Source organism: Campylobacter concisus, assembly GCF_902460705.1.
GTDB lineage: Bacteria > Campylobacterota > Campylobacteria > Campylobacterales > Campylobacteraceae > Campylobacter_A > Campylobacter_A concisus_Z.
On the sequence record NZ_CABPUP010000004.1, the window covers coordinates 188,057 to 208,667 of the forward strand.

19 protein-coding genes are annotated in these 20,611 nt (G+C 37.7%); 14 read left to right on the forward strand and 5 right to left on the reverse strand.

Translation table 11 applies throughout. From position 1 onward, the window contains the following. The first annotated feature begins 3 nt into the window (after positions 1 to 3). The 14 genes from F3G75_RS07220 (at position 4) to F3G75_RS07285 (ending at position 14,793) form a co-directional block, all read left to right on the forward strand. Positions 4 to 693 carry a response regulator transcription factor gene (locus F3G75_RS07220; RefSeq protein ID WP_054197345.1) on the forward strand — a complete coding sequence of 230 codons (690 nt, stop codon included), beginning with the start codon at positions 4 to 6 and terminating at the stop codon, positions 691 to 693. Between the two features lie 82 nt (positions 694 to 775). After that, the gene (locus F3G75_RS07225) at positions 776 to 2,110 is read left to right on the forward strand and encodes a c-type heme family protein (RefSeq protein ID WP_223154451.1); all 1,335 of its coding nucleotides are present in this window, start codon (positions 776 to 778) and stop codon (positions 2,108 to 2,110) included. A gap of 96 nt (positions 2,111 to 2,206) precedes the next feature. After that, complete coding sequence (locus F3G75_RS07230; protein ID WP_021090404.1) at positions 2,207 to 4,273, forward strand: multiheme c-type cytochrome; 2,067 nt, start codon at positions 2,207 to 2,209, stop codon at positions 4,271 to 4,273. Between the two features lie 44 nt (positions 4,274 to 4,317). Beyond that, positions 4,318 to 5,076 (forward strand): FKBP-type peptidyl-prolyl cis-trans isomerase, encoded by a 759-nt coding sequence (locus F3G75_RS07235; protein WP_149717077.1) that lies wholly within the window; start codon positions 4,318 to 4,320, stop codon positions 5,074 to 5,076. A 20-nt stretch (positions 5,077 to 5,096) separates the two neighbouring features. Then, on the forward strand, positions 5,097 to 5,768 hold the full coding sequence (locus tag F3G75_RS07240; protein WP_149717078.1) for a 4Fe-4S dicluster domain-containing protein: 672 nt from the start codon (positions 5,097 to 5,099) through the stop codon (positions 5,766 to 5,768). 1 nt (position 5,769) lies between these two features. Then, the gene (gene nrfD / locus F3G75_RS07245) at positions 5,770 to 6,735 is read left to right on the forward strand and encodes an NrfD/PsrC family molybdoenzyme membrane anchor subunit (RefSeq protein WP_149717079.1); all 966 of its coding nucleotides are present in this window, start codon (positions 5,770 to 5,772) and stop codon (positions 6,733 to 6,735) included. A gap of 14 nt (positions 6,736 to 6,749) precedes the next feature. Continuing rightward, the gene (locus F3G75_RS07250; RefSeq protein ID WP_149717080.1) at positions 6,750 to 9,365 is read left to right on the forward strand and encodes a cytochrome c biogenesis protein; all 2,616 of its coding nucleotides are present in this window, start codon (positions 6,750 to 6,752) and stop codon (positions 9,363 to 9,365) included. 8 nt (positions 9,366 to 9,373) lie between these two features. Then, on the forward strand, positions 9,374 to 10,198 hold the full coding sequence (locus F3G75_RS07255; protein WP_149717081.1) for an SEL1-like repeat protein: 825 nt from the start codon (positions 9,374 to 9,376) through the stop codon (positions 10,196 to 10,198). A 66-nt stretch (positions 10,199 to 10,264) separates the two neighbouring features. Next, the gene (locus F3G75_RS07260; RefSeq protein WP_149717082.1) at positions 10,265 to 11,386 is read left to right on the forward strand and encodes a nitrous oxide reductase accessory protein NosL; all 1,122 of its coding nucleotides are present in this window, start codon (positions 10,265 to 10,267) and stop codon (positions 11,384 to 11,386) included. A 1-nt stretch (position 11,387) separates the two neighbouring features. Next, positions 11,388 to 11,573 (forward strand): hypothetical protein, encoded by a 186-nt coding sequence (locus tag F3G75_RS07265; protein WP_054197437.1) that lies wholly within the window; start codon positions 11,388 to 11,390, stop codon positions 11,571 to 11,573. Beyond that, entirely contained in the window at positions 11,563 to 12,672 is a 1,110-nt protein-coding gene (locus F3G75_RS07270; RefSeq protein WP_149717083.1) for an ABC transporter permease, read from the forward strand. Before F3G75_RS07265 ends, F3G75_RS07270 begins: the two co-directional genes overlap by 11 nt. Continuing rightward, complete coding sequence (locus F3G75_RS07275; protein WP_107775657.1) at positions 12,669 to 13,337, forward strand: ABC transporter ATP-binding protein; 669 nt, start codon at positions 12,669 to 12,671, stop codon at positions 13,335 to 13,337. Before F3G75_RS07270 ends, F3G75_RS07275 begins: the two co-directional genes overlap by 4 nt. Then, positions 13,334 to 14,287, forward strand: a complete 954-nt coding sequence (locus tag F3G75_RS07280; protein ID WP_107695824.1) for a hypothetical protein — start codon at positions 13,334 to 13,336, stop codon at positions 14,285 to 14,287. The genes F3G75_RS07275 and F3G75_RS07280 overlap by 4 nt, the downstream gene beginning before the upstream one ends. A gap of 26 nt (positions 14,288 to 14,313) precedes the next feature. Then, a complete protein-coding gene (locus F3G75_RS07285; RefSeq protein ID WP_223154453.1) occupies positions 14,314 to 14,793 on the forward strand; it encodes a hypothetical protein in 480 nt (159 codons plus the stop codon). A gap of 48 nt (positions 14,794 to 14,841) precedes the next feature. Here the strand turns inward: F3G75_RS07285 and F3G75_RS07290 are convergent, their stop codons facing one another. From F3G75_RS07290 to rsmA, 5 genes are all read right to left on the reverse strand, one after another. Beyond that, a complete protein-coding gene (locus F3G75_RS07290; protein ID WP_149717085.1) occupies positions 14,842 to 15,681 on the reverse strand; it encodes a tetratricopeptide repeat protein in 840 nt (279 codons plus the stop codon). A 197-nt stretch (positions 15,682 to 15,878) separates the two neighbouring features. Continuing rightward, positions 15,879 to 16,652 (reverse strand): pseudouridine synthase, encoded by a 774-nt coding sequence (locus F3G75_RS07295; RefSeq protein WP_009295179.1) that lies wholly within the window; start codon positions 16,650 to 16,652, stop codon positions 15,879 to 15,881. Between the two features lies 1 nt (position 16,653). Beyond that, positions 16,654 to 17,607 (reverse strand): KpsF/GutQ family sugar-phosphate isomerase, encoded by a 954-nt coding sequence (locus F3G75_RS07300; RefSeq protein WP_149717086.1) that lies wholly within the window; start codon positions 17,605 to 17,607, stop codon positions 16,654 to 16,656. A 9-nt stretch (positions 17,608 to 17,616) separates the two neighbouring features. Further along, complete coding sequence (locus F3G75_RS07305) at positions 17,617 to 19,746, reverse strand: ribonuclease J (protein WP_188115404.1); 2,130 nt, start codon at positions 19,744 to 19,746, stop codon at positions 17,617 to 17,619. Next, positions 19,712 to 20,554: a 16S rRNA (adenine(1518)-N(6)/adenine(1519)-N(6))-dimethyltransferase RsmA gene (rsmA, locus tag F3G75_RS07310; protein WP_149717130.1), complete on the reverse strand. Its 843-nt coding sequence runs from the start codon at positions 20,552 to 20,554 to the stop codon at positions 19,712 to 19,714. The genes F3G75_RS07305 and rsmA overlap by 35 nt, the downstream gene beginning before the upstream one ends. Between the last annotated feature and the right edge of the window lie 57 nt (positions 20,555 to 20,611).

Below are 20,611 nucleotides of genomic sequence, written 5' to 3' on the forward strand. Positions count from 1 at the left end.
GCTATGCAAGAATATGATATTTTAGACGTTTTATCAAACAAAAAGGTCCTTTGCCTTGAAGATGAAGAGGCGATTTTAAAAAATATTTGTGCTTCTTTGGAGTTATTTTTTGCCGAGGTAAATGGCGTAACAGATGGCTATGATGCACTTGAGCTAGCGATGAGCGATGCTTATGATGTTTTGGTGCTTGATATAAGCGTGCCAAATATCGATGGCCTAGAGATCGCTAAAAAAGTAAGAACTATAAATCAAAAAATTCCTATCGTGATCTTATCAAGCCACATCGAGCAAGAGTATTTGTGGAGAGCAGTTGAGCTAAAGATTACAAGGTATCTTGCAAAGCCATATGATAAAAAGTCATTTATAAAAGCCCTAGAAGACGTTGCTTTAGAGCTTGTTGGACGCAAGCCGACTCTTAGGCTAAATGATGAATTAGAATACGATTTTGGCAAAAAAGTACTTTATATAAATGGTGAAATTTCTCATCTAAGTAAGAGTGAAAGTAGGCTTTTAGAGTATTTTTTAAACAACAAAAATCAAACTATAACTTATGAACAAATTTTTGATTATATTTGGGAGTATGAGCAGCCAAGCAAAGAGGCGATAAAGACGATCGTAAAAGAGCTTAGAAGGAAGCTTGGCAAAGATGTGATTAAAAATTTATACGGTGTAGGTTATCTTTGTGAAATATAAATTTCAGCTAATCGTTAGTGTTTTTATCTTTGTTTATCTCTTAATATCCGCACTTGTTTTAAATTTTTATAATAATCTTGCAATGAAAGATGCCAAAAAAGAGGCGTATTATGTGCTTGAGAGTATAAATTCTGTAAGAGAGTACATTGCAGGCGTTCAGCGTCCGCTAATAGAGCAGCTAAAGCATGATGGCATTATAAAAGAGGATTTTTTTGACGAGAGATTGCTCTCATCTTCATATATAAGCCGTGAAATTTATAATATCCAAAAGAAAAAATACAATCTTGACTTTGACTACAAACTAGTCGCCATGGCACCTTTAAATAAAGCTCATGAGCCAAATGAATTTGAAGCGCAGGTGTTAAGAGGCTTTAAAGAGAATAAATTTAGTGAGTTTTCAAAGATTATAAAAGATGAAAATGGCTCACAATTTTTTGTAGGACTTCCTATAAAAAGTCAAAATACATCTTGCTTAGCCTGTCACAATAGCGAAAGTGCTCCAAAACAGATGTTGGATCGTTATGAAATTTCAAATGGAAAAATTTCTGAAGCAAGTGAGATGATGGCAATGCTATCTTTTAAAATCCCACTACGTGCCATTTTCTCTTACCATTTAAAAGAGGTTGTCATCATAATGAGCGCGATAGCCTTTGTATTTGGGATATTTTTACTACTTGTTTATAAGATGCATAGGCGCGGAGAAGAGAGTAAAAGACAGACTGAGCAGCTAATGATACATCAAAGCCGCCTAGCCTCAATGGGCGAGATGATAGGCAATATCTCACATCAGTGGAAGCAGCCCTTAGCTCAAATCAGCTCAGCTTTAATAAATTTAGAACTCTATCAGGAGCGAAAAAAGCTTGATGAAGCAAAAATTTATGAGTTTATAGAAGAGACTAGCAAACAGATAAATTTTATGTCTGAAACGGTTGATGATTTTAAAAACTTTTTTAAACCAAATACTTTAAAAAGGGAGTTTAGCGTAGAGGAAGTGGTAAATCAGACTATAAAAATTCTAAACGCCTCACTTAAGAAATATCAAATCGAAATAGAAATCGATATAAGAGAAAATTTTACGATTTTTGCGAATTTTAATGAAATAATCCAAATTTTAATAAATATTATAAACAACGCAAAAGATGCATTTAAACAAAGCTATGTAAAGCCAAGAGTAATAAAAATTTATACTTTCATAAAAGATAATCGTAAAAATTTATGCGTGCAAAATAATGCAGGAGCGATAAAAGCTTCGTTTTTAAAGGTTATCTTTGAGCCACACTTTAGCACGAAAGAGTCTGGCAGTGGGCTTGGTTTATATATGAGCCGGCTAATCGCTAGCAAAAATAACGCCCTAATCTTTGCTAGAAATGTAGATGAAAATAGTATTACATTTACAATTAGTTTCGAAAATTTATAATTTATTAAAATTCCCCCTTTTCTACCCTTTTTTGGTGTTAGTATTATCAGTATGAAATCATTTTGATTTTAGGATAAAAAATTTAAAGGAGGGCACATGAGAAATCTACAAAAAGCCTTAGCTGGTTTGCTCATGGGTGTTAGCATCTTCGCTTCACAAGCCTGTTGCGAAGAGCATAATATGCAGATGTCCGATAAAGCACGTGATGTTATCGCAAATCCTAAAGGCACACTGCAAAGTAGAGGTGTTATCTCCTTGCAAGACTACGTTGTAGAAGAGCAAGAGATGTATAACTGGTTATTTAAAAACCACCCTATTTTTACAAAGTATGGTGGTAAAACCGTCGGTAAAATGGTCGTTCACGACCGTGGCTTAGAATGGCTTGCCGAGGGACATGGCTTTGATATGTCAAAGCTTAGTAAAAGAGATGGCGGTAAGGGCTATAGCTCTATGATGTATAGAATTCCAGCCACTTCATCACTTCAATTTCCTAACAAATTTGTAGGACCAGAAAAGTGCGGTGAGTGTCACCCAGCTCAGTATGAAGTGTGGAGCAGATCTCGCCACGCAACTACTATGCGTTTTCCTGGTGAGCACCCAGAGGTTAATAACAACCTAACTGAGCCAGTATTTGACAAAGATACCGCTTCTATCCTTCCAAAAGGTATTACTCCAGATGTTATTTATGCAACTGTTGGTCACTTAAGAACCAAGATGGGCTACGTTGATGCGTGGCTACTTCGTGGTACTTACTATGTTGAGGGTGGTTTGCTAAGAGATGGTACAGGTCAGATCGTAGCTGGTGGTAACCAATGGCAAAGAACATGGGCGTTAAATTTAGATGACGCAACTGTTAAAAAGATAAAAGAGCTTGTCCCAGAATTTCCTGGCACTCTTGAAGAGTATGGCGACAATGGCGGATATGTTAGAGGTCTTGCCTCATACGCCGCAAAACATAAAAAATCAATGTTTTTCCAAGCAAACTCATCATATTGTGAAGTTTGTCACCCAGTTAAATTTGATTTCAAATCAAAAGCAGAATTTTACGCAGCACTTGGTAATGCCAAAGAGCTTCAAAAACACACCATCTCAAAAGGTGTAAGCTGTGAGGAGTGCCACGGAGCTGGCGGTCACCTTGATGGGGCTACAAATTTTAGAACATCAAACTGCGAACGCTGCCACCAAAGGTTTAACTTTAGCCCAGATCTAGCTCGTGCTAATCCGCTTAATAACGGTAAGCTTGATCTCTCGCTTAGCTCTAAATTTAAATCAATGGGACCAGGATGTGGTTCTGAAGGTTCTCAATCATACTTTACAGCTCACTATGACAAAGGTATGAGATGTGTTACTTGCCACGATCCACACGATAACACAGGTCCAGTTGTAGGCGATAAGAGCGTAACAGGTATGAACTATAACTCAGAGCAAGGCTATCTAAGCTCATTCTATACTAAACCAAAAATTAGAAAAGAGTGTAAAGATTGCCACGAAACTCAAGCATATATCGCATCTAAAGCAGATACTCACAAAGATAACACTTGTGCATCTTGCCACATGCCATTTATGATGAGTTGTGAGAATTTCTACGCTGTTCAGTTCCAAGACAACGCTGGCTTTGATACTCAAAGAAGATCTCACATCTGGAAGATCATGGTTGATCCAAAAGAGAAATCTCTAGTACCAGGCGATGCTGCTAAAGGTCCAAGAGATGCTAAAGATTGGCACTTTGAAAGAGATAAAAATGGCCATAACTACGTTGACTTGATGTGGGCGTGCGCTAGAACATCTTGGGCTGATAAAGATATGAAAGATACCAAAGGCTGCCACAGCCCAGTACTATCTGAGCTAAAACCAACACTTCACTTCAAAAACCAAAAACAAGTTTATGATGAAGTTATGGGCTGGCAAACTCCAGTTAAGAATGAATTCTCTGAAGTTAAGATTGGTATTGAAGGACTTTACTCACTACTTGAGACTAAAAAACTTGATGCAAGTGATAAAGTAAGAGTTTATGAGCTTATCCAAAATGCTCAAGAGATCATCGATATGGTTGAAAAAGATGGTTCGTGGGGTATGCACGGATTTAAATTTACTAAACAAAAACTCGATGCATCAAAAGAGTATATAAAAGAAGCTCAAAGAATTTTGAATAAAAATTTATAGCATTTAGGGGCTAGTTTTAGCCCCTTTAATCTTAAGGGTTTGATATGAAAAATAAGGTTTTAAAATTTACACTACTTCTTAGCTTAAGTACTTCTGGTTTGCTTGCAAATGTAGATTCAAATGAGTCTTATGCTATGGGAGCAACAAGTGGTGGATATGTTTTAAAAGGGTTACTTGAACAAAAACAAATAGGCATTAGCTACGATGCTGAGGCCGTTATCAAAGGTTTTAGTGATGCACTAAAAGGAGAGCTAAAACTAAGCGATGATGAGATAGCAAAGCTACTAAACAAAAGAGCTGAAAATTTAGACAAGATAGTAAAAGAAAAAGAAGCCGCTATACTTAAAGAGAATTTAAAGCAAGGCAAGGCTTTTATGGATAAAAATGCAAAAAATAAAAATGTAAAAACGACAAAATCAAAATTGCAATATGAAATTTTAAAATCAAGCAAAAAAGGAGCGACTCCAAAACAAGAGAGTATCATCATAGCAAACTACAAAGCTAGCTTTATCGATGGTAAGGTCTTTGATGAGACAAAAGAGGCTCCAGCTCATCTTTCTATGCTAAATTTGATCCCAGGTCTTGAAGAGGGCTTAATGCTCATGAAAGAGGGCGATAAGTTTAAATTTGTTATCCCGCCAGAACTTGCGTATGGCAATAGCGGCATGGAGGGCATACCTGGAGGCGAGACTATTGTTTTTGAGATAGAGCTTGTTAAGGTCTTAAAGCCAGGTGAGTTAGCCGAGGCTGCAAAGAAAATTCACGAGAAAGAACTAAATGAGGGCATTAAAAAGCCTCATTAAGATATAAAATGGAGTTAAAAATGCAAAATCAAAAAAATAGAAGAGCCTTTTTAAAAAGCATAGTAGTTGCGGCTGCTGGTGCTGGTGCGGCAAGTAGTGGTTTTGCTTTTAAGAGTGAAGAAAGTGTAAAAAAACCACACTTTGGTATGATATTTGACCAAAATAAATGTGTTGGCTGTACGGACTGTGAGATAGCTTGTAGAAAGGTAAATTTAGTCCCAAAAGGACAGATGAGACTTTTTATAGAAGATAAGACTAATCCTAAAAATTTACTAGATAAAAGATTTGTAAGAGTATCTTGTCAGCAGTGCGTCGATGCGCCTTGTGTAGCTGTTTGCCCGACCAAGGCTTGCCATAAAGACGAAAAAACGGGCATACAAACTACAAACATAGATGATTGTATCGCCTGTAAATACTGCATCGTAGCCTGTCCATATGACGTGAGATATATCGATAAGGTTACTCATTCAGCTCAAAGCTGTAACTTTTGCGTAGATACAAATTTAAAGGACGAAAAAGAGCCGGCCTGCGTAGAAGCTTGTAGATATGAAGCGATCGTTTTTGGTGATCTTAACGATGAAGATTCGCACATCAGTAAGCTACTAGCCGTAAAAGATAGCATAAGGCTAAGAGCAGAGCTTGGCACAAAACCAAGCCTTAGATATATTCCTAAAGTAAAAATGGGGGTGTAAGATGGATGGTGCATTAAATTTTACTGCAACATTTTCGCATGGAGTAGAGTGGGGCTGGCCGATCGCTGTTTATCTTTTGCTAGCTGGTATGAGTGGTGGAGCGCTAATTGCTGCTATACTTTTAAAACACTATAAAAAGCAAGAGAGCTTTAGCTCATTTTTCAAGGCTGCTTCGCTTTTAGCATTTGTTAGCATCATGCTTGGTATGGTTTGCTTGATAGCTGATCTTGAAAAGCCACTTTTGTTTTGGAAAATTTTGATTAATTATAATTTCACATCAGTTATGTCTATCGGTGTTGCTGGACTTTGTGTATTTATACCGCTTAGCTTTTTGATGTGCCTTTATGCATTTAATGATGAGATTTCAAATTTCTTAGCCAAAAGTTTAAAATCCTTTAGCGCTCTTTTTGCACTAATAATGAAAATTTTAATACCGCTTTATCCATTTTTAAGTCGTATTTGTCTTATTTTTGCTGTAATAATTTGTGCTTATACTGGATTTTTGATCTCAGTTTTGATTAGATTCCCGCTCTTAAACACAGCTGTGCTTCCAGCTTTATTTATAGCTTCAGGACTAAGTGCTGGCATAAGTGGCAGTAGTTTGGTCGCAGCAGCTTTATTTAAAGAAGATCCACATTCAAGCGACCTTCATTCGCTTCATAGCGTAGAATTTAGCGTTTTGGGAGCTGAAATTTTACTCATTTTAATGCTTTTTGTATCGCTTTTACTCGGCTCAAGTTATCAGCAAAATGCAGCTGTTGCTTTTTATAGTGGCGTTTGGGCAAATTTCTTTTGGCTTGGTGTTGTGCTAGTTGGCTTTATTGTGCCTTTTGTTTTAAATTTTGCATTTAGTAAAAAAGTAGCTAGTCTAAAATTTAGCTTTTATATCAGTTCATTAGCGGCTGTTATTGGTGTTTTACTGCTTAGGGTGTTTATACTTTATGCGGGACAAACTTATAGCATTTAAAGCAGAGGCGAGCGATGAGAATTTTAAATATCTACCGCTTGTCTTTGATATTATTATTTATTCTTGCTTTTGGTGCAGGGCTTGCGACTTTTTTAGAAAATTTTTATGACACACAAACGGCCAGAGTGCTTGTCTATGAAGCGCTTTGGTACGAGTGTGTTATGTTTGCTTGCACCATTTGTTTAGCCATTAGTATCGTAAAAACCAAGATGTATAAAAAATTTGGCGCATTTTTGATACATCTTGCTTTTATTGTTATCTTCATCGGGGCTGCGCTTACAAGGTATTTTGGCGAAGAGGGCGTTATGCATCTTAGAACCTTGCAAAGCTCAAATGTAATGCAAAGCGTTAAGCCTTATCTTAGAGTCGAAATGCTTGGAGAAAATTTTAGTTATCCATTAAAATTAAGCTTATTTGGTAAAAACGACTTTGAGTTTAAAAATTTTATAGACGGCAAGGAATTTATAATTAACTTGCTTGGGTATAAAAAAGATGAGAAAAACGCTCCTGCTACGCTTAGTTTAGAGATAAGTTTTAACGGCGAAAAAAAGAGTGTTAAGCTAAAAGGCGGAGCCGGATATGAGCTAGAGCCTAGTGTGCTAAGTTTTGGTGGGCAAGAGGCGAAATTTTACTTTAGCTCAAAGGCCTTAAATTTGCCATTTTCATTAAAGCTTGACGAGTTCATTTTGGAGCGATATGCAGGGCTAAATAGTCCATCATCTTATACAAGTAAAGTAAGTGTCACTGGCGGCAAGTACGACATCTCACTAAATAATCCACTAACGATTGATGGCTATAAAATTTTTCAGTCTTCATACGATCCTGACGAGCTTGGAAGCGCTTTTGAGATCAGCCGTGATCCTGGCAAAATCCCAACTTATATCGGATATTTTTTGCTTTGTCTTGGCTTTGTGGCAAATTTATTTAGCAAAAAGAGCCGATTTTTTAGGCTGCTAAATTTTATAAAAGGTTCGCAAATCGCATTTTTGGCGATTTTACTTTTAAATGCTACTCCAAATTTTGCTAATGAAAATAATAAAAATTTAGACGCTCATGCAAGCAAATTTGCCAAAATTTTGACTCAAGCTGATAGCAGAATCGCTCCAGCTGGCTCTTACTCAAGAGCTGTGATAAGTAAAATTTCAACCAAAACTACGCTATTTGGGCTTAGCAGCGAGGAGCTAATGCTCTCTTTTGCCATCTCGCCAAAAGAGTGGATGGACAAAAGGATAGTAAAGATCACAAGCGAGCGCGTAGGCGAGCTTTTGGGAGTTAGCGAGAAATTTGCTAGTTTTAACGATGTCTTTAACGAAAATGGCGAGTATAAGCTGGCTAAATTTGTAGAAGCTGCAAATGAAAAATCCGCCTCAAAAAGAGATAAATTTGATAATGACGTGATCAAATTTGATGAGAGACTAAATGTCTTATACCTTGCATTAAAGGGAGAAATTTTAAAATTTATCCCAGCTAAAAATGGTGATAAATTAACGTGGCTAGGCGTAAATGAAGCCTTTGGTTCAAGTGAAATTTCAAACGAGCTTAAAAGCATTTTGGGCGCTTATATAGAAAATTTAAGCCTTTGCGTAAAAAGTGGTGAGTGCAAAGAGGCTGATAGGAGCTTGGAGAAAATTTCAAATTATCAAAGAAACACTCTAGGCTCTCTTGCGCCAAGCGAGGCAAAGGTTGAGCTTGAGGTGCTTTATAACCAAATGGAAATTTTTAAATTTCTTATATATTTTTACATGATTCTTGGGCTAGTTTCGCTCGTTCTTGGCTTTTATAGGCTATTTTCTGGAAAGAAATTTAGATTTGAGAGCGCATTAAGCCTTGCATTTTATTTTGGTTTTACGGTGCATTTGCTAAATTTAGCTCTTCGTGCTTATATCTCAGGGCATGCACCTTGGAGTGATGCTTATGAGAGCTTAGTATATATCTCGCTTGCGAGCGTACTAGCTGGAGTTTTATTTTTTAAACATCAAAGCTTTGCTCTTGGAGCTGCTTCACTTTTTGCAAGTGTGAGCTTGCTTGTCGCTCATCTAAATTTTATAAATCCACAAATAACAAATCTAGTCCCAGTTTTAAAGTCATTTTGGCTTAGTGTGCATGTAAGTGTTATTACGGCAAGCTACGGCTTTTTAGGCTTTGGCTTTGCGCTTGGGCTTCTTGGGCTTCTTTTAATGGCTATAAAAAATCAAAAAAACGAGCAAAAGCTCAGCGAGCAGATAAGATACCTTGCTGCAACTAATGAGCTAAGCCTCATCATAGGACTTAGCTTGCTAACTATTGGAAATTTCCTTGGTGGCGTCTGGGCGAATGAGAGCTGGGGTAGATACTGGGGCTGGGACAGCAAAGAGAGCTGGTCGTACATTACGATAATTATTTATGCCATTGTGCTTCATTTAAGATTTGTCCCAAGATTAAAAAATATTTTTACCTTTTTAGTAGCTAGCGTGCTCTCTTTTGGTTCAGTTATTTTTACCTATTTTGGTGTAAATTTCTATCTAAGCGGACTTCACTCATACGCAAATGGCGATGGATTTAGCGTTTCAAATTTGCTTTATTTACTTTTAATACTCTTGGCTTTGCTAATCGCCTTTGCTTATAGAGGTAAGGATATAAAAGAGATTTAGGAGATATGATGAAAAAGAGTTTGGTTTTATTGTTTGCTTGTTTGGGGCTATTAAATGCTGGATATATCAAAGAGGCTTTAAGCGCAAAAGATGATCACAACAAGCTAGCACAAATTTATGAAGATGCTTGCGATAAAGAGAAAAAAGCATCGGGCTGCTACAATCTAGCTGTGCTTTACAGCAGGGGCGACGGCAATGTCAAAAAGGACGAAGCAAAGGCAGCAATGCTTTATGAAAAAGCTTGTGATCAAAATTTCTCTATGGCTTGCAGCAACCTTGGCTACGTCTATGAAAAAGGTGAAGGCGTGGAAAAAGACCTAGAAAAAGCAGTTAAATTTTATGAAAAGGCTTGCAAGGATAATGAGGGTTGCACGGAGCTTGGCTTGCTTTATGCAAATGGCACCGGCGTAACAAAGGATATTAAAAAGGCAAAAGAGCTTTACGAAAAGGCTTGCAAAGCAGGGGACGGCATAGGATGTAGTAACCTTGGCTATCTATACGCGCAGGGCGAAGGTGTAGAAAAAGACTATGCAAAAGCCAAAGCAAACTACGAAATGGCTTGTGCAAACGAAGCTGGCATAGGGTGTGATAATCTCGGCTTTTTATATGTATATGCACAAGGCGTTGATCAAAACCTTACAAAAGCCACGAAGCTTTACGAGCAAGCATGCATATATGGATATGAAAAGGGCTGCAATAATTACGCTATCATGCTAGCTGAAGGCAAAGGTGTAAAAGAAGACGTGGAGAAAGCGCGTGAAATTTTTACTAGAAGCTGCAAAAATGGCTTAAAAGAAGCGTGTGAGAATTTAGAAATTTTAGGAAAGCATTGATGCTTGATAAAGCTAGCCTAGTGGCATTTAAAGCTTATAAATATAAAAAATACTAAAGGAGATAATATGATTTTACGTTCTATCTTGGGTTCAGCACTACTAGCAACCTTGATTTTTGGTGCTTCGGCAAATGAGCAAACTGTCAAAATGAAACCGATGTTTCAAAGCGTGGATCCTAGCAAGGCTACACTAGTAGGAAGTGGCGAGGGTAAGGAGTATTGTGCTGTTTGTGGAATGAATTTGGTTAAATTTTATAAGACCAATCACGTATATAACGGCAAGCAAGTAGCATCTCTGCACTGCTTATACGAGCTAACAGAAGGTAAGATCCCAAGCGACGCACAAGTTGTAGATACTAAAAATTTAAATTTGATCGATGTAAACAAGGCATTTTACGTAGTTGGTAGTAGTGTTAAAGGCACAATGACTAGAAATAGCAAATATGCCTTCTCAACTGAGGCTGACGCAAAAGAATTTCAAGCAGAAAATGGCGGCGAGATAATGAATTTTGCTAAAGCTTACGAGATCGCTGGACAGGATTTCGAGGGCGATAATAAAATGATAAAAGCTAAGCGCGAGGACGGCGTTTATGCGCATGGTAAAGAATTTTATGAAGCAAACTGCGAAAAAACAGATCCAAAAAGCTTTAAAGCTATCTCTGAGCTAAAAGCTCATCTTAAAAAAGTATGCGACGCAAAAGAGGCTAACAAAGCTCCAGAGTACGACAAGCACTTGCAAGCCGCTGCTCTTTATCTATGGGACGCTCCAGCAAATTTAGGTACTAGCAACCAAGCTTCAAAAGCTAAACAAGAAATAAAAAAACCTGAGAGAATAGTCGTGCCAAAGGGCGCAAGATGTGCGGTATGTGGCATGCTTGTCAAAAATTCTCCATGGGCGACACTCATCAAAGCAGATGGCAAGGATTATTATTTTGATGGCGTAAAAGATATGGCACAATTTTACTTTGCGGATGGCAAAATGAAAGATGCTTATGTGAGCGATTATTACACGCTAGAAAAGCTTGATGCAAAATATGCGTTTTATGTTCACGGCTCAAACGTTTATGGACCAATGGGTGATGAGTTTATCCCATTTAAAGATGAAGCAAAGGCAGAGAGCTTTTTAAAAGATCATGCTGGCAAAGGTGTCATAAGATTTGACGAGATAAAGAATTTTATCGGTAAATAGTGTGAAATTTCTAGTTTTTTTGGCGTTATTTTTTGGACTTTCTTATACACTTTTAGCGGCACACTATCTTAGCTTTGATCATAAAGCAAAGCAAGATGAGCTAAGAGAAATTTCTAAGATAACAAGAGCAAATGCTGCTTTTAGTTTTAACCAAAAGGGACAAAAAGGCTTTGTCTATGATAGGTAAAAATTTTATAAACTATGCTGTGGTTCTGCTTTTTAAAGATAGAAAGGATCACCTTTTTAGCTTTTGCCTCTTTGCACTCATTATCTTTGTGCTAAGCTCGGTACTTTTCATCTCTGGATCGATCCAACATGATCTTATAAATCTAGTAAAAGATAGATCAAGTATCGTAGTGAGCGCATTTCGTGCTGGCAAAAATGATCTCATGCACCCTGGCTATATCTACGATATCTCGAAGATTGATGGCGTAAGTGATGTAAAGGGTGTAGTTGATGGAGAGTACTACTTCGTTCAAAAGCATGTTTGGTTTCATCTATATGAAGATGATAGCTTAAAAGAGGATGAGATGATCGTCGGAGAAGGTGTAAAGGCGGCGATGAATGAGCTTTACTACGACGAGAGCTTTAATTTTCTAACTGAAGAGCGCATGATACCAGTAAAGATATTAAAGACTATGCCGGTACAAAGTGGTTTAATCTCAAATAACGCTATATTTTTGCATCCAAATACGCTAAGGGCTATTTTGAATTTAAAAGATGAAGAGTATACAAAGCTCTACGTTGAGGTGCCAAATACCGATGAGATCAGTGAAGTAGCTTTAAAGATAGAGAATTTATATCCAAATTCTTTCGCTCTTAGTATAGAAGATGAGGTGGCTAAGGTTAGGCACCTTTACTATTATAAAGGTGGAATTTTTATGAGCATTTACGTTAGCGTTATGCTTATATTCTTTGTCTTGCTTAAAAACCAAATTTCACTCGCTTATGGTAGTAAGAAGCGTGAAATAGCTATTTTAAGGAGCATTGGTTTTTGTATAAAAGATATTATATTTTTAAAATTTATACAAAATTTCATCGTTAGTGTTAGTGCTTTTTTACTCGGTGTTATGCTGGCTTATCTCTTTATTTTTGTATTAAACGCTCCACTTTTAAAAGGGATATTTTTAGGTGATGAGCTTTTAAATTTTACAAATTTCACGCCTATTTTAGAGTTTGATAAGCTCTTTTTGATCTTTGTTTTTGGTGTGATACCATTTTTAGCGTTTGTGCTCATACCTTCATGGAGAGTAGCAAGTAGTGACATAAATGAGGGGCTAAAATGATAAATATAAGAGGTGTTAGCCTAGTTTATAACCAAAACAAACAAAATGAGTTTTGTGCTTTAAAAAATATAAATTTAGATATTAATGACGGCGAGCTAGTGATACTAAAAGGCATTAGTGGAAGCGGTAAAAGTACCCTACTTTCTCTTATCGCCCTACTTCAAAAGCCAACTAGTGGAGAAATTTTGATAGATGGCACTAACATCGCAAAGCTACCTGATGCCTTTTGCTCTGAGCTTAGGCACAAAAGGCTTGGACTTGTCTTTCAAAATTTTAACCTCATCGAGGGACTAAGTGTCTATGAAAATTTACTAGCTCCATTTGCTCTAACAAATTTCAAGGCAAATGTGCGAGATGAGATGATAAAAAAGGCTCTAAGTCTCGCAAATATTGCTCATAAAAAAGATGAGAACGTATCAAATTTAAGTGGTGGCGAGCGTCAAAGATGTGCAGTAGCTAGGGCTTTATCTATGGATGCTAACATCATCTTGGCTGATGAGCCAACGGCAAATTTAGATAGACAAAACGCACGTGCATTTTTGGGCTTACTAGAGTCTTTTAAAGCTCTAAAAAAGAGTGTTATCGTTGCTACTCACGATAGCATTTTTGATGAGCTAAGTGCAACAGATAGGGTTGTCAGCTTGCAAAATGGAGAGATAGTATGAGTGTCTTTTTATCAAACGCCGTTATTGCCTTTTTGTTAGCGGAGTTTGTACTTTTAGTTTTGATGAGTATTTCGCTCTTTTATGTCGTTAGGATCGTGAGGTCGTGGGACTATAACGCACTAACATCGCTTCAATACTCACTTGAAAAGCAAAACTACCTTGTAAATACGATCTTGCTTTTTTGCGTCTGTATCAAGATCGTATTGTTTATATTCTTTGCACTTTGCCTAAATGAACTCTCTGATATTGTGCCTGGTGCTATGTGTTCAGCTGGCGTGATCGGCTCAAATAAATTTGGTGGTATATTGATGCTCACTAAAATTTTGCTGATCTTTGGGCTTGGTATTTGGTTAGTTATAAATAAGCTTGACTTGCAGGCTCTAAATTTCCCCTATCTAAAGAAAAAATACGCCATTTTTATCTGCCTTTTTGTCATGATACTACTTGAGCTTGGTATAGAAATTTCGTTTTTTTACAATATTCCACTAAAAGTGCCGGTCTTTTGCTGCTCTGTCACTTTTCAAGCTCCAAAGCTACCATTTGGCTATACAAATTTTGGCTTAGTAAGCGTATTTTATGTACTATTTTTTGTCATTTTGGTGCTAAATTTTTTAAAGCAAAGTATGGCTAGCTTTGTGGCAAATTTGTTGTTTTTGGTGCTTAGCTACTATGCCATCACCTACTTTTTTGGCCTTTACGTTTACGAGCAACCAAACCATAAATGTCCATACTGCATGCTAAAAGGTGACTATTTTTATGTTGGCTATCTCATTTGGGGCAGTTTGTTTCTGGGCGTTTTTTACGGTCTTATGCCATATCTTGTTGAGATCATCACAAAGACAAACTACTCGCACAAGCTTAAATTTTCATCGATCTGGCTAGGCGTTTGCGTGCTGATATGCTCGCTTTATGTACTCAAATACTATTTGCTAAGAGGATTTTTATTTTGATAAAACAAATTTTTTCTTTGTGTTTATTGGCTCTAGTTTTAGCCGTACTTGCCTATAATGCCGACATAAGTGATGATAAAATTTTAGTTTTAAATAACAGCAAATCAGAGCCGATCGAGCAACTTATGCCAAATAAATTTATATGTTATGAGAGTAGGACACTTATCGCTGATAACAACGACACAGCCCAAGCCATCATGCCAAATGGCGACATCTACTTTTTTAACGACATCACAAATTCTTTTATCTGGTATATGGCGCAAAAGAGCAAAGATAAGATCAAGCTATATGTCTATTCAAGAGATACGAATCGCTACATCCTAGCGCAAAATGCGTGGTATTCAAGGGTTGATATCACGCCTATGGGATATGGCATAGGGGCGTACGAGTTTCACACATATGGCATAAATGACAACTATTTTAAAGAGGTCTTACTATACGCAGCACGTGGTGAGACGCTACTAAATCCATATATAAACATCCTACTTTCAGAAAATAAGATATAAATTTGCGAAGCTCTAAATTTGTTAGAGCTCGCTAGGTTGTTTTTGGTATTAAAAGCCTTTTTCATTTAGTTTTTTATAGGCGTCACATCCATTTTGATGCCCCAGATCACAAGATTCACCAAAATATTCTTTTGCAATGCGATAATCTTGCCTTACTCCTTGTCCTTTTACATACAAAAATCCTAAATTATAGCAACCTTGAGCATTTTTCCCATTGCAAGCTTTTTCAAATAGTTTAGCTGCCTTGTGATAGTCTTGCTTTACTCCTTGACCATTTGTATATAAGAAACCTAAATTATGACAACTCTCAACAAAGTCAATATTGCAAGCTTTTTCAAATAGTTTAGCTGCCTTGTGATAGTCTTGCTTTACTCCTTGACCATTTGTATATAAGAAACCTAAATTATGACAACTTTTAGCATATTCTCCATCGCAAGCTTTTTCAAGTAACTTTGCTGCTTTAAGGTAATCTTTTTTTACTCCTTGACCATTTATATACAAAACTCCTAAATTGTGACAACTCTCGGGAAAATTGTTGTCACAAGCTTTTTTATACAGTTCTGCTGCTTTAAGGTAATCCTGTTTTACTCCTTGTCCACTCTCATAAAAAACTCCTAAAATACTACAACTTTCAATATTCTTACCATTGCAGGCTTTTTCAAATAGTTCTGCTGCTTTGTTATAGTCTTGCTTTGTTCCTTGACCATTCATATATAGCATTCCTAAAACACCACAACTATCGACATAACCGCTATCACAAGTTTTTTCAAACTGCTCGACTGCTGTCTTATAGTCTCCTCTAATATAAGCTTCAGCTCCAAGCCGCAAAAGATCTTTGGAAAAACCAGTAGATAGCAAAACTACAAACAAAAAGATAATTTTTTTCATTTTTACTCCATCTTTTACAAAATTCTTAAACGATATTTTGTCCTTTTAAAACTTAGATTATTGTTAATTATCTATTTATCTTTTGGTTAATATGTAAAATGAATTTATATATTATTTTATTAGTTTTTGTAATTCTGGTGTGTGTTTTAAAAATATATTTAGCTTGCCTCTCTTTATTAGAGAAGGCAAACTAAAAGTTAGTATCTAACGTTATTAACTTTTAAAAAGTCTCTTAGGTCTTCGTATTCGCTATTTTCGAAGTAGCGCCATTTGCCAGGCTTTAGCATATCAAGGCTAACACGCCCAAAACTAACACGTTTTAGATCCATCACTTCAAGGTCAAAGTAGCCAAAGAAGCGACGAAGCTCCCTATTTTGACCCTCGTTGATGATGACTTTTAGTTTTGTGTAACCACCGCTTGAGCCAAAGACTTTATAGGCTAGAAATGGCTTAAATTCCATTGATTTTATAGTTGTTTTTGCGTGAGCGCCTTTGGTGGCGTCCTTGGCGAAAAAGCCATTTGTCATCGCTTCTATCACCTCTTTTGTCACCTCGCCTTTTACCTTTAGATAGTATTCGCGCTCCAAGTCGCTATTCATTAGCGCTGTGGCGATCGCTGGGGCGTCAGTTAGTAAAAGTAGCCCCTCGCTTGCGTAGTCTAGGCGTCCCACGCTAACAAATTTGGCAAATTTCTTATCTAACGTGTCGTAGATCGTCTTTCGTCCGCGGTCATCTTTCTTGCTAACTAGCTCACCCTTTTGTTTGTGGTAAACGATAACGGTAAATTCCTTCTTTAGCTTTATCAAACGGCCATTTATACGCACTTTGTCATCTTCATCTACGCTTGTAGCAAGGTCGCTCACCACACGTCCTGCTATGCTAACCTTGCCAGCTTTTATCAGCTCATCAGCCTCACGGCGTGAGTAGTTTGTGTTATGTGAGATAAATTTATTTAATCTTGTTTTTTCCATTTTATAGTCCTAAATTTGCAAGGTCGTGGATGTGTAAAACGCCTACAGGCACGCCATTTTCTACGACGGCTAGAAGCTGAATTTTATACTTTTCTATAAGGGCTAACGCATCTACAGCTAACATCTCTTTGTTATCTATCTCTTTTGGATGCAAGGTTGCAAATTTCATCGCTGGCTCGTCTAAATCAAAGTCCTCTCTCATAAGCGCACGCCTAAGATCGCCGTCACTTAAAAGGGCGTCTAACACACCATCTTTATCGACTATTAAAACCGTGCCAAGCTTGCCATGCGTCATCGTATCGATCGCGCTTTTCAGGGTTGCATTCCAGCGAACTATCGGTAAATTTTCGCTTCTCATCACATCTTTTACCTTTAAAAATAGCCTCTTGCCAAGGCTACCACCTGGATGAAAATTTGCAAAGTCCTCTTTTTTAAAGCCCCTTTTTTTCATCAAACAAACAGCCAATGCATCGCCAAGAGCTAACGTTAGCGTAGTTGATGCTGTTGGAGCAGCGTTTAATGGGCAGGCCTCTTTCTTTACATCTATGCTAATAAATGCATCACTAAATTTACCAAGCGAGCTTGTTTTACTCCTTGCCATGGCGACGATTTTTACGCCAAAGCGCTTTACGTGAGGTAAAATTTTGATAAGCTCATCGCTTTCGCCACTAAAGCTAATGGCTAACAAAACATCATCTTTTTCTATCATGCCAAGGTCGCCGTGCATAGCCTCTGTTGGATGCAAGAAAAAGCTTGGCGTGCCGGTGCTTGCAAGCGTGGCAGCGATCTTTGCGCCTACATGACCGCTCTTGCCCACGCCTGTGACTATGACCTTACCTTTTGTATTAAATATCAAATTTACAGCATCTTCTATCTCTAAGTTTTTAGCATGTCTTAAAAGCTCGTTTGCTTCTATCTTTAAAACTTCGGCTGCGATTTGGTTGATTGTTTGCATAAATTTCCCTTACATTAGATAGATGATCGGCACGATAGTTGGGTACTTTTTGACCTTTCTAAAGATATGCTTTCTAATCACTTGACGTACTTGTGACTCGAGCAGTCTGCCATCTTTCAAAAGCTCCTCTTTGACGTTGCTTAAAAACTGCGTCAAAATTTCTTGCATCTCCTTGCTAAACTCCGCATCTTGTTTATTGCCCACAAGGCCGTAGCTAATGACACGAGGCTTGTTTATAAGCTTTGCGCCATGACGTGAAATTTGAGCGATTATCATGACGACACCTGCTTCAGCAAGGTTTTGTCTATCGATGACGACATCGTCTGAGATTTGTTTATTTATTTGATTGTCTATGAAGACTTTGCCGGTTTTTACCGTTTTTACACGTTTTAAGTATTTTTGACAGATCTCCATTTGATCGCCATCGCTCATTAGATAGATATTTCTCTCGTCTACGCCGCAGCTTATAGCTGTCTCTTTGTGCTTTGCGATGTGATTGTACTCGCCGTGAACTGGCAAGAAAAATTTTGGTTTTATAAGACGTAGCATCAGCTTTTGCTCTTCTTGTGCTGCGTGACCGCTGACGTGGATCTCGCTAAAGTCTTGATAAGCGACGCTTGCACCTGATTTTATTAGGAAATTTAATACAGTTGAGATACTGCTTTCATTACCAGGGATCGCCTTTGAGCTGATTATTATCTGATCGGTCGGCTTTATTTTGATGTATTTGTGCTCGTCGGTAGCCATTCGGTAGAGTGCGCTCATCGTCTCACCCTGAGAGCCTGTGGTAACGATCAGCACTTCGTTATCTTTAAATTTGCCAACCTCGTTTGCATCGATGAAAATTTTCTTATCAAGCTTGATGTAGCCAAGCTCCATTGCAGTATATAAATTTCTCTCCATTGATCTACCGATGACACAGACTTTGCGGTTGTATTTTAGCCCCCACTCGATCGCTTGATAGACGCGGTGAATGTTTGAGCTAAATGTGCTCATAATGACGCGTCCTTTGGCCTTTGAGAAAATCGCATCAAAGGTTTTGCCAACACTGCTTTCGCTTTTGGTAAATCCTTCGCGGTAGCTGTTCGTGCTATCGCTCATTAGACATAATACACCTCTTTCACCGTAGTATGCAAGTCTGCCAAGGTCAGTTGGATAGCCATCTATCGGCGTATGGTCAATCTTAAAGTCGCCCGTGTGGATGATGGTGCCCGCCTTTGTCGTGATGGCTAGAGCGCTAGCATCGATGATAGAGTGAGTTATGTGTATCCACTCAACCTCAAAGTCGCCTATTAGATATGGCTTTCTTTTTTCGACAGAGCGGAAAAGTGAGCGCTCCTGCTTTAAGCCGTGCTCTTCGAATTTATTGTTTATCATACCAAGTGGCAAAGGTGTAGCGTAAATCGGAAATTTAAACTCTTTGTAAAAATATGGTACTGCACCGATATGATCTTCGTGCGCGTGAGTGATGATGACACCTTTTATCTTGTCTTTTATCTTGCGAACGTAGTCAAAGTCAGGGATTAGTATATCCACGCCGTGCATACTCTCGCCTGGAAAACTCATGCCGATGTCAACGATGATAGCACTCGTATCGGTCTCAAATATCGTCATATTACCGCCGATCTCGCCAAGACCGCCAAGTGGAGTTATGCGAATTTTATGCTCGCTTGAGTTTAGATACTTCATCGGCTCCAGACGAAGCTCGTGAACGGCCTTGTTTGCTACCATTGCACTTGCGATATCTTGCTGCCATTGTTCATTGCCGTTTAGCTTAGCTGGTAAATTTTTCTTTGGCTTTTTAGCCTTTTTTGGCTTTTCTTTTTGTTCTTGTGTTGTGGTTTTTGTTTCTTGTGATTCTTGTTTTTGCTCTTTTGGCTTATTGTTTTCGCCATTTTTGTTTTGATTTTTGTTATTTTTTGGCTTTTTTGGGCGAGAATTTTGGCTCTTTGGCTTGGCGTGCGTTTCAGTTTCAGCCTGCTCTGCTGCAAAGAAGTTATCTATCACACTTTTACTTGCTAGTAAAGCTTGCCCAGTAGTTTCGCCCTCTTGTTTTGGTTTATTTTTTGGTCTAAATCTTCGTCTTTTGTTGTTTTTACTTTGGTTAGTTACAACTTTCTCTTCGTTTTTGTCGTTCATTATCTTCCTTTAATCTTTCAAATACTTTTAGATAAGAATCGACATCTAGCTCGTGTGGACGTAAATTTTGGTTTAAGGTCAGGCTTTCAAAAATTTCTTCTAACGCTTTTTTCTCGAAATTTGTAGATAAATTTTTCAAAAGCGTCTTTCTTGGAGAAGCAAACGCAGCTCTTAAAAATACTTTAAAAGCCTCGTATTGTTTTGCATCTTTGAAAATCCCGTCTTTGCCAAAAATCTTTTTTGTTTTTTGTAGTTTGATGACTGAAGATGTTACCTTTGGAGGTGGATTAAAAAGCTTTGCATCCACATCGAACAAAAGCTCACACCTGCCTTGAAGTGAAGCAAGGATCGATAAAGCGCTAAATTCTTTATCCTTGCTCTTTGCACTAAATTTAAGAGCAACTTCTTTTTGTACCATCACGATAAGCCCAAGGCATTTTTCGTCATCTACTGCATTTAGTATCATCTTCGTAGCAACGTAATAGGGTAAATTTGCGACTAAAAAGTAGTTCTCGCTACTTAGTCCGCCCTCTTGTTGCCACTGCTCTAATGCATCTTTACAAAAAAGTTTTAATTGTCCATTTTGGATCTCATTTGCAAATTTGGCCTTTAAAATTTGAAACAGCTCACAATCTATCTCAAAACAGGTCGTCTTGTAAATTTGCAAAAGTCTAAATGTCAAATCACCTAAGCCAGGCCCAATCTCAACAACGTTTTCTACGTCATTGGGTATCGCTTGGATGATCTTATCTAGTGTCGCTTTGTCCTGTAAAAAATTCTGTCCAAAGTACTTTTTTGCCTTTATCATAGCCGCGATATTAGCCAAAAATTACTTATACAATGATTACAAGTTTAGTTTAATCAT

Coding starts and splice junctions, on each gene's coding strand:
- F3G75_RS07220 (WP_054197345.1), top strand. CDS start 4: ATGCAAGAATATGATATTTTAGACGTTTTATCAAACAAAAAGGTCCTT.
- F3G75_RS07225 (WP_223154451.1), top strand. CDS start 776: ATGAAAGATGCCAAAAAAGAGGCGTATTATGTGCTTGAGAGTATAAAT.
- F3G75_RS07230 (WP_021090404.1), top strand. CDS start 2,207: ATGAGAAATCTACAAAAAGCCTTAGCTGGTTTGCTCATGGGTGTTAGC.
- F3G75_RS07235 (WP_149717077.1), top strand. CDS start 4,318: ATGAAAAATAAGGTTTTAAAATTTACACTACTTCTTAGCTTAAGTACT.
- F3G75_RS07240 (WP_149717078.1), top strand. CDS start 5,097: ATGCAAAATCAAAAAAATAGAAGAGCCTTTTTAAAAAGCATAGTAGTT.
- nrfD (WP_149717079.1), top strand. CDS start 5,770: ATGGATGGTGCATTAAATTTTACTGCAACATTTTCGCATGGAGTAGAG.
- F3G75_RS07250 (WP_149717080.1), top strand. CDS start 6,750: ATGAGAATTTTAAATATCTACCGCTTGTCTTTGATATTATTATTTATT.
- F3G75_RS07255 (WP_149717081.1), top strand. CDS start 9,374: ATGAAAAAGAGTTTGGTTTTATTGTTTGCTTGTTTGGGGCTATTAAAT.
- F3G75_RS07260 (WP_149717082.1), top strand. CDS start 10,265: ATGATTTTACGTTCTATCTTGGGTTCAGCACTACTAGCAACCTTGATT.
- F3G75_RS07270 (WP_149717083.1), top strand. CDS start 11,563: ATGATAGGTAAAAATTTTATAAACTATGCTGTGGTTCTGCTTTTTAAA.
- F3G75_RS07275 (WP_107775657.1), top strand. CDS start 12,669: ATGATAAATATAAGAGGTGTTAGCCTAGTTTATAACCAAAACAAACAA.
- F3G75_RS07280 (WP_107695824.1), top strand. CDS start 13,334: ATGAGTGTCTTTTTATCAAACGCCGTTATTGCCTTTTTGTTAGCGGAG.
- F3G75_RS07290 (WP_149717085.1), bottom strand. CDS start 15,681: ATGAAAAAAATTATCTTTTTGTTTGTAGTTTTGCTATCTACTGGTTTT.
- F3G75_RS07295 (WP_009295179.1), bottom strand. CDS start 16,652: ATGGAAAAAACAAGATTAAATAAATTTATCTCACATAACACAAACTAC.
- F3G75_RS07300 (WP_149717086.1), bottom strand. CDS start 17,607: ATGCAAACAATCAACCAAATCGCAGCCGAAGTTTTAAAGATAGAAGCA.
- F3G75_RS07305 (WP_188115404.1), bottom strand. CDS start 19,746: ATGAACGACAAAAACGAAGAGAAAGTTGTAACTAACCAAAGTAAAAAC.
- rsmA (WP_149717130.1), bottom strand. CDS start 20,554: ATGATAAAGGCAAAAAAGTACTTTGGACAGAATTTTTTACAGGACAAA.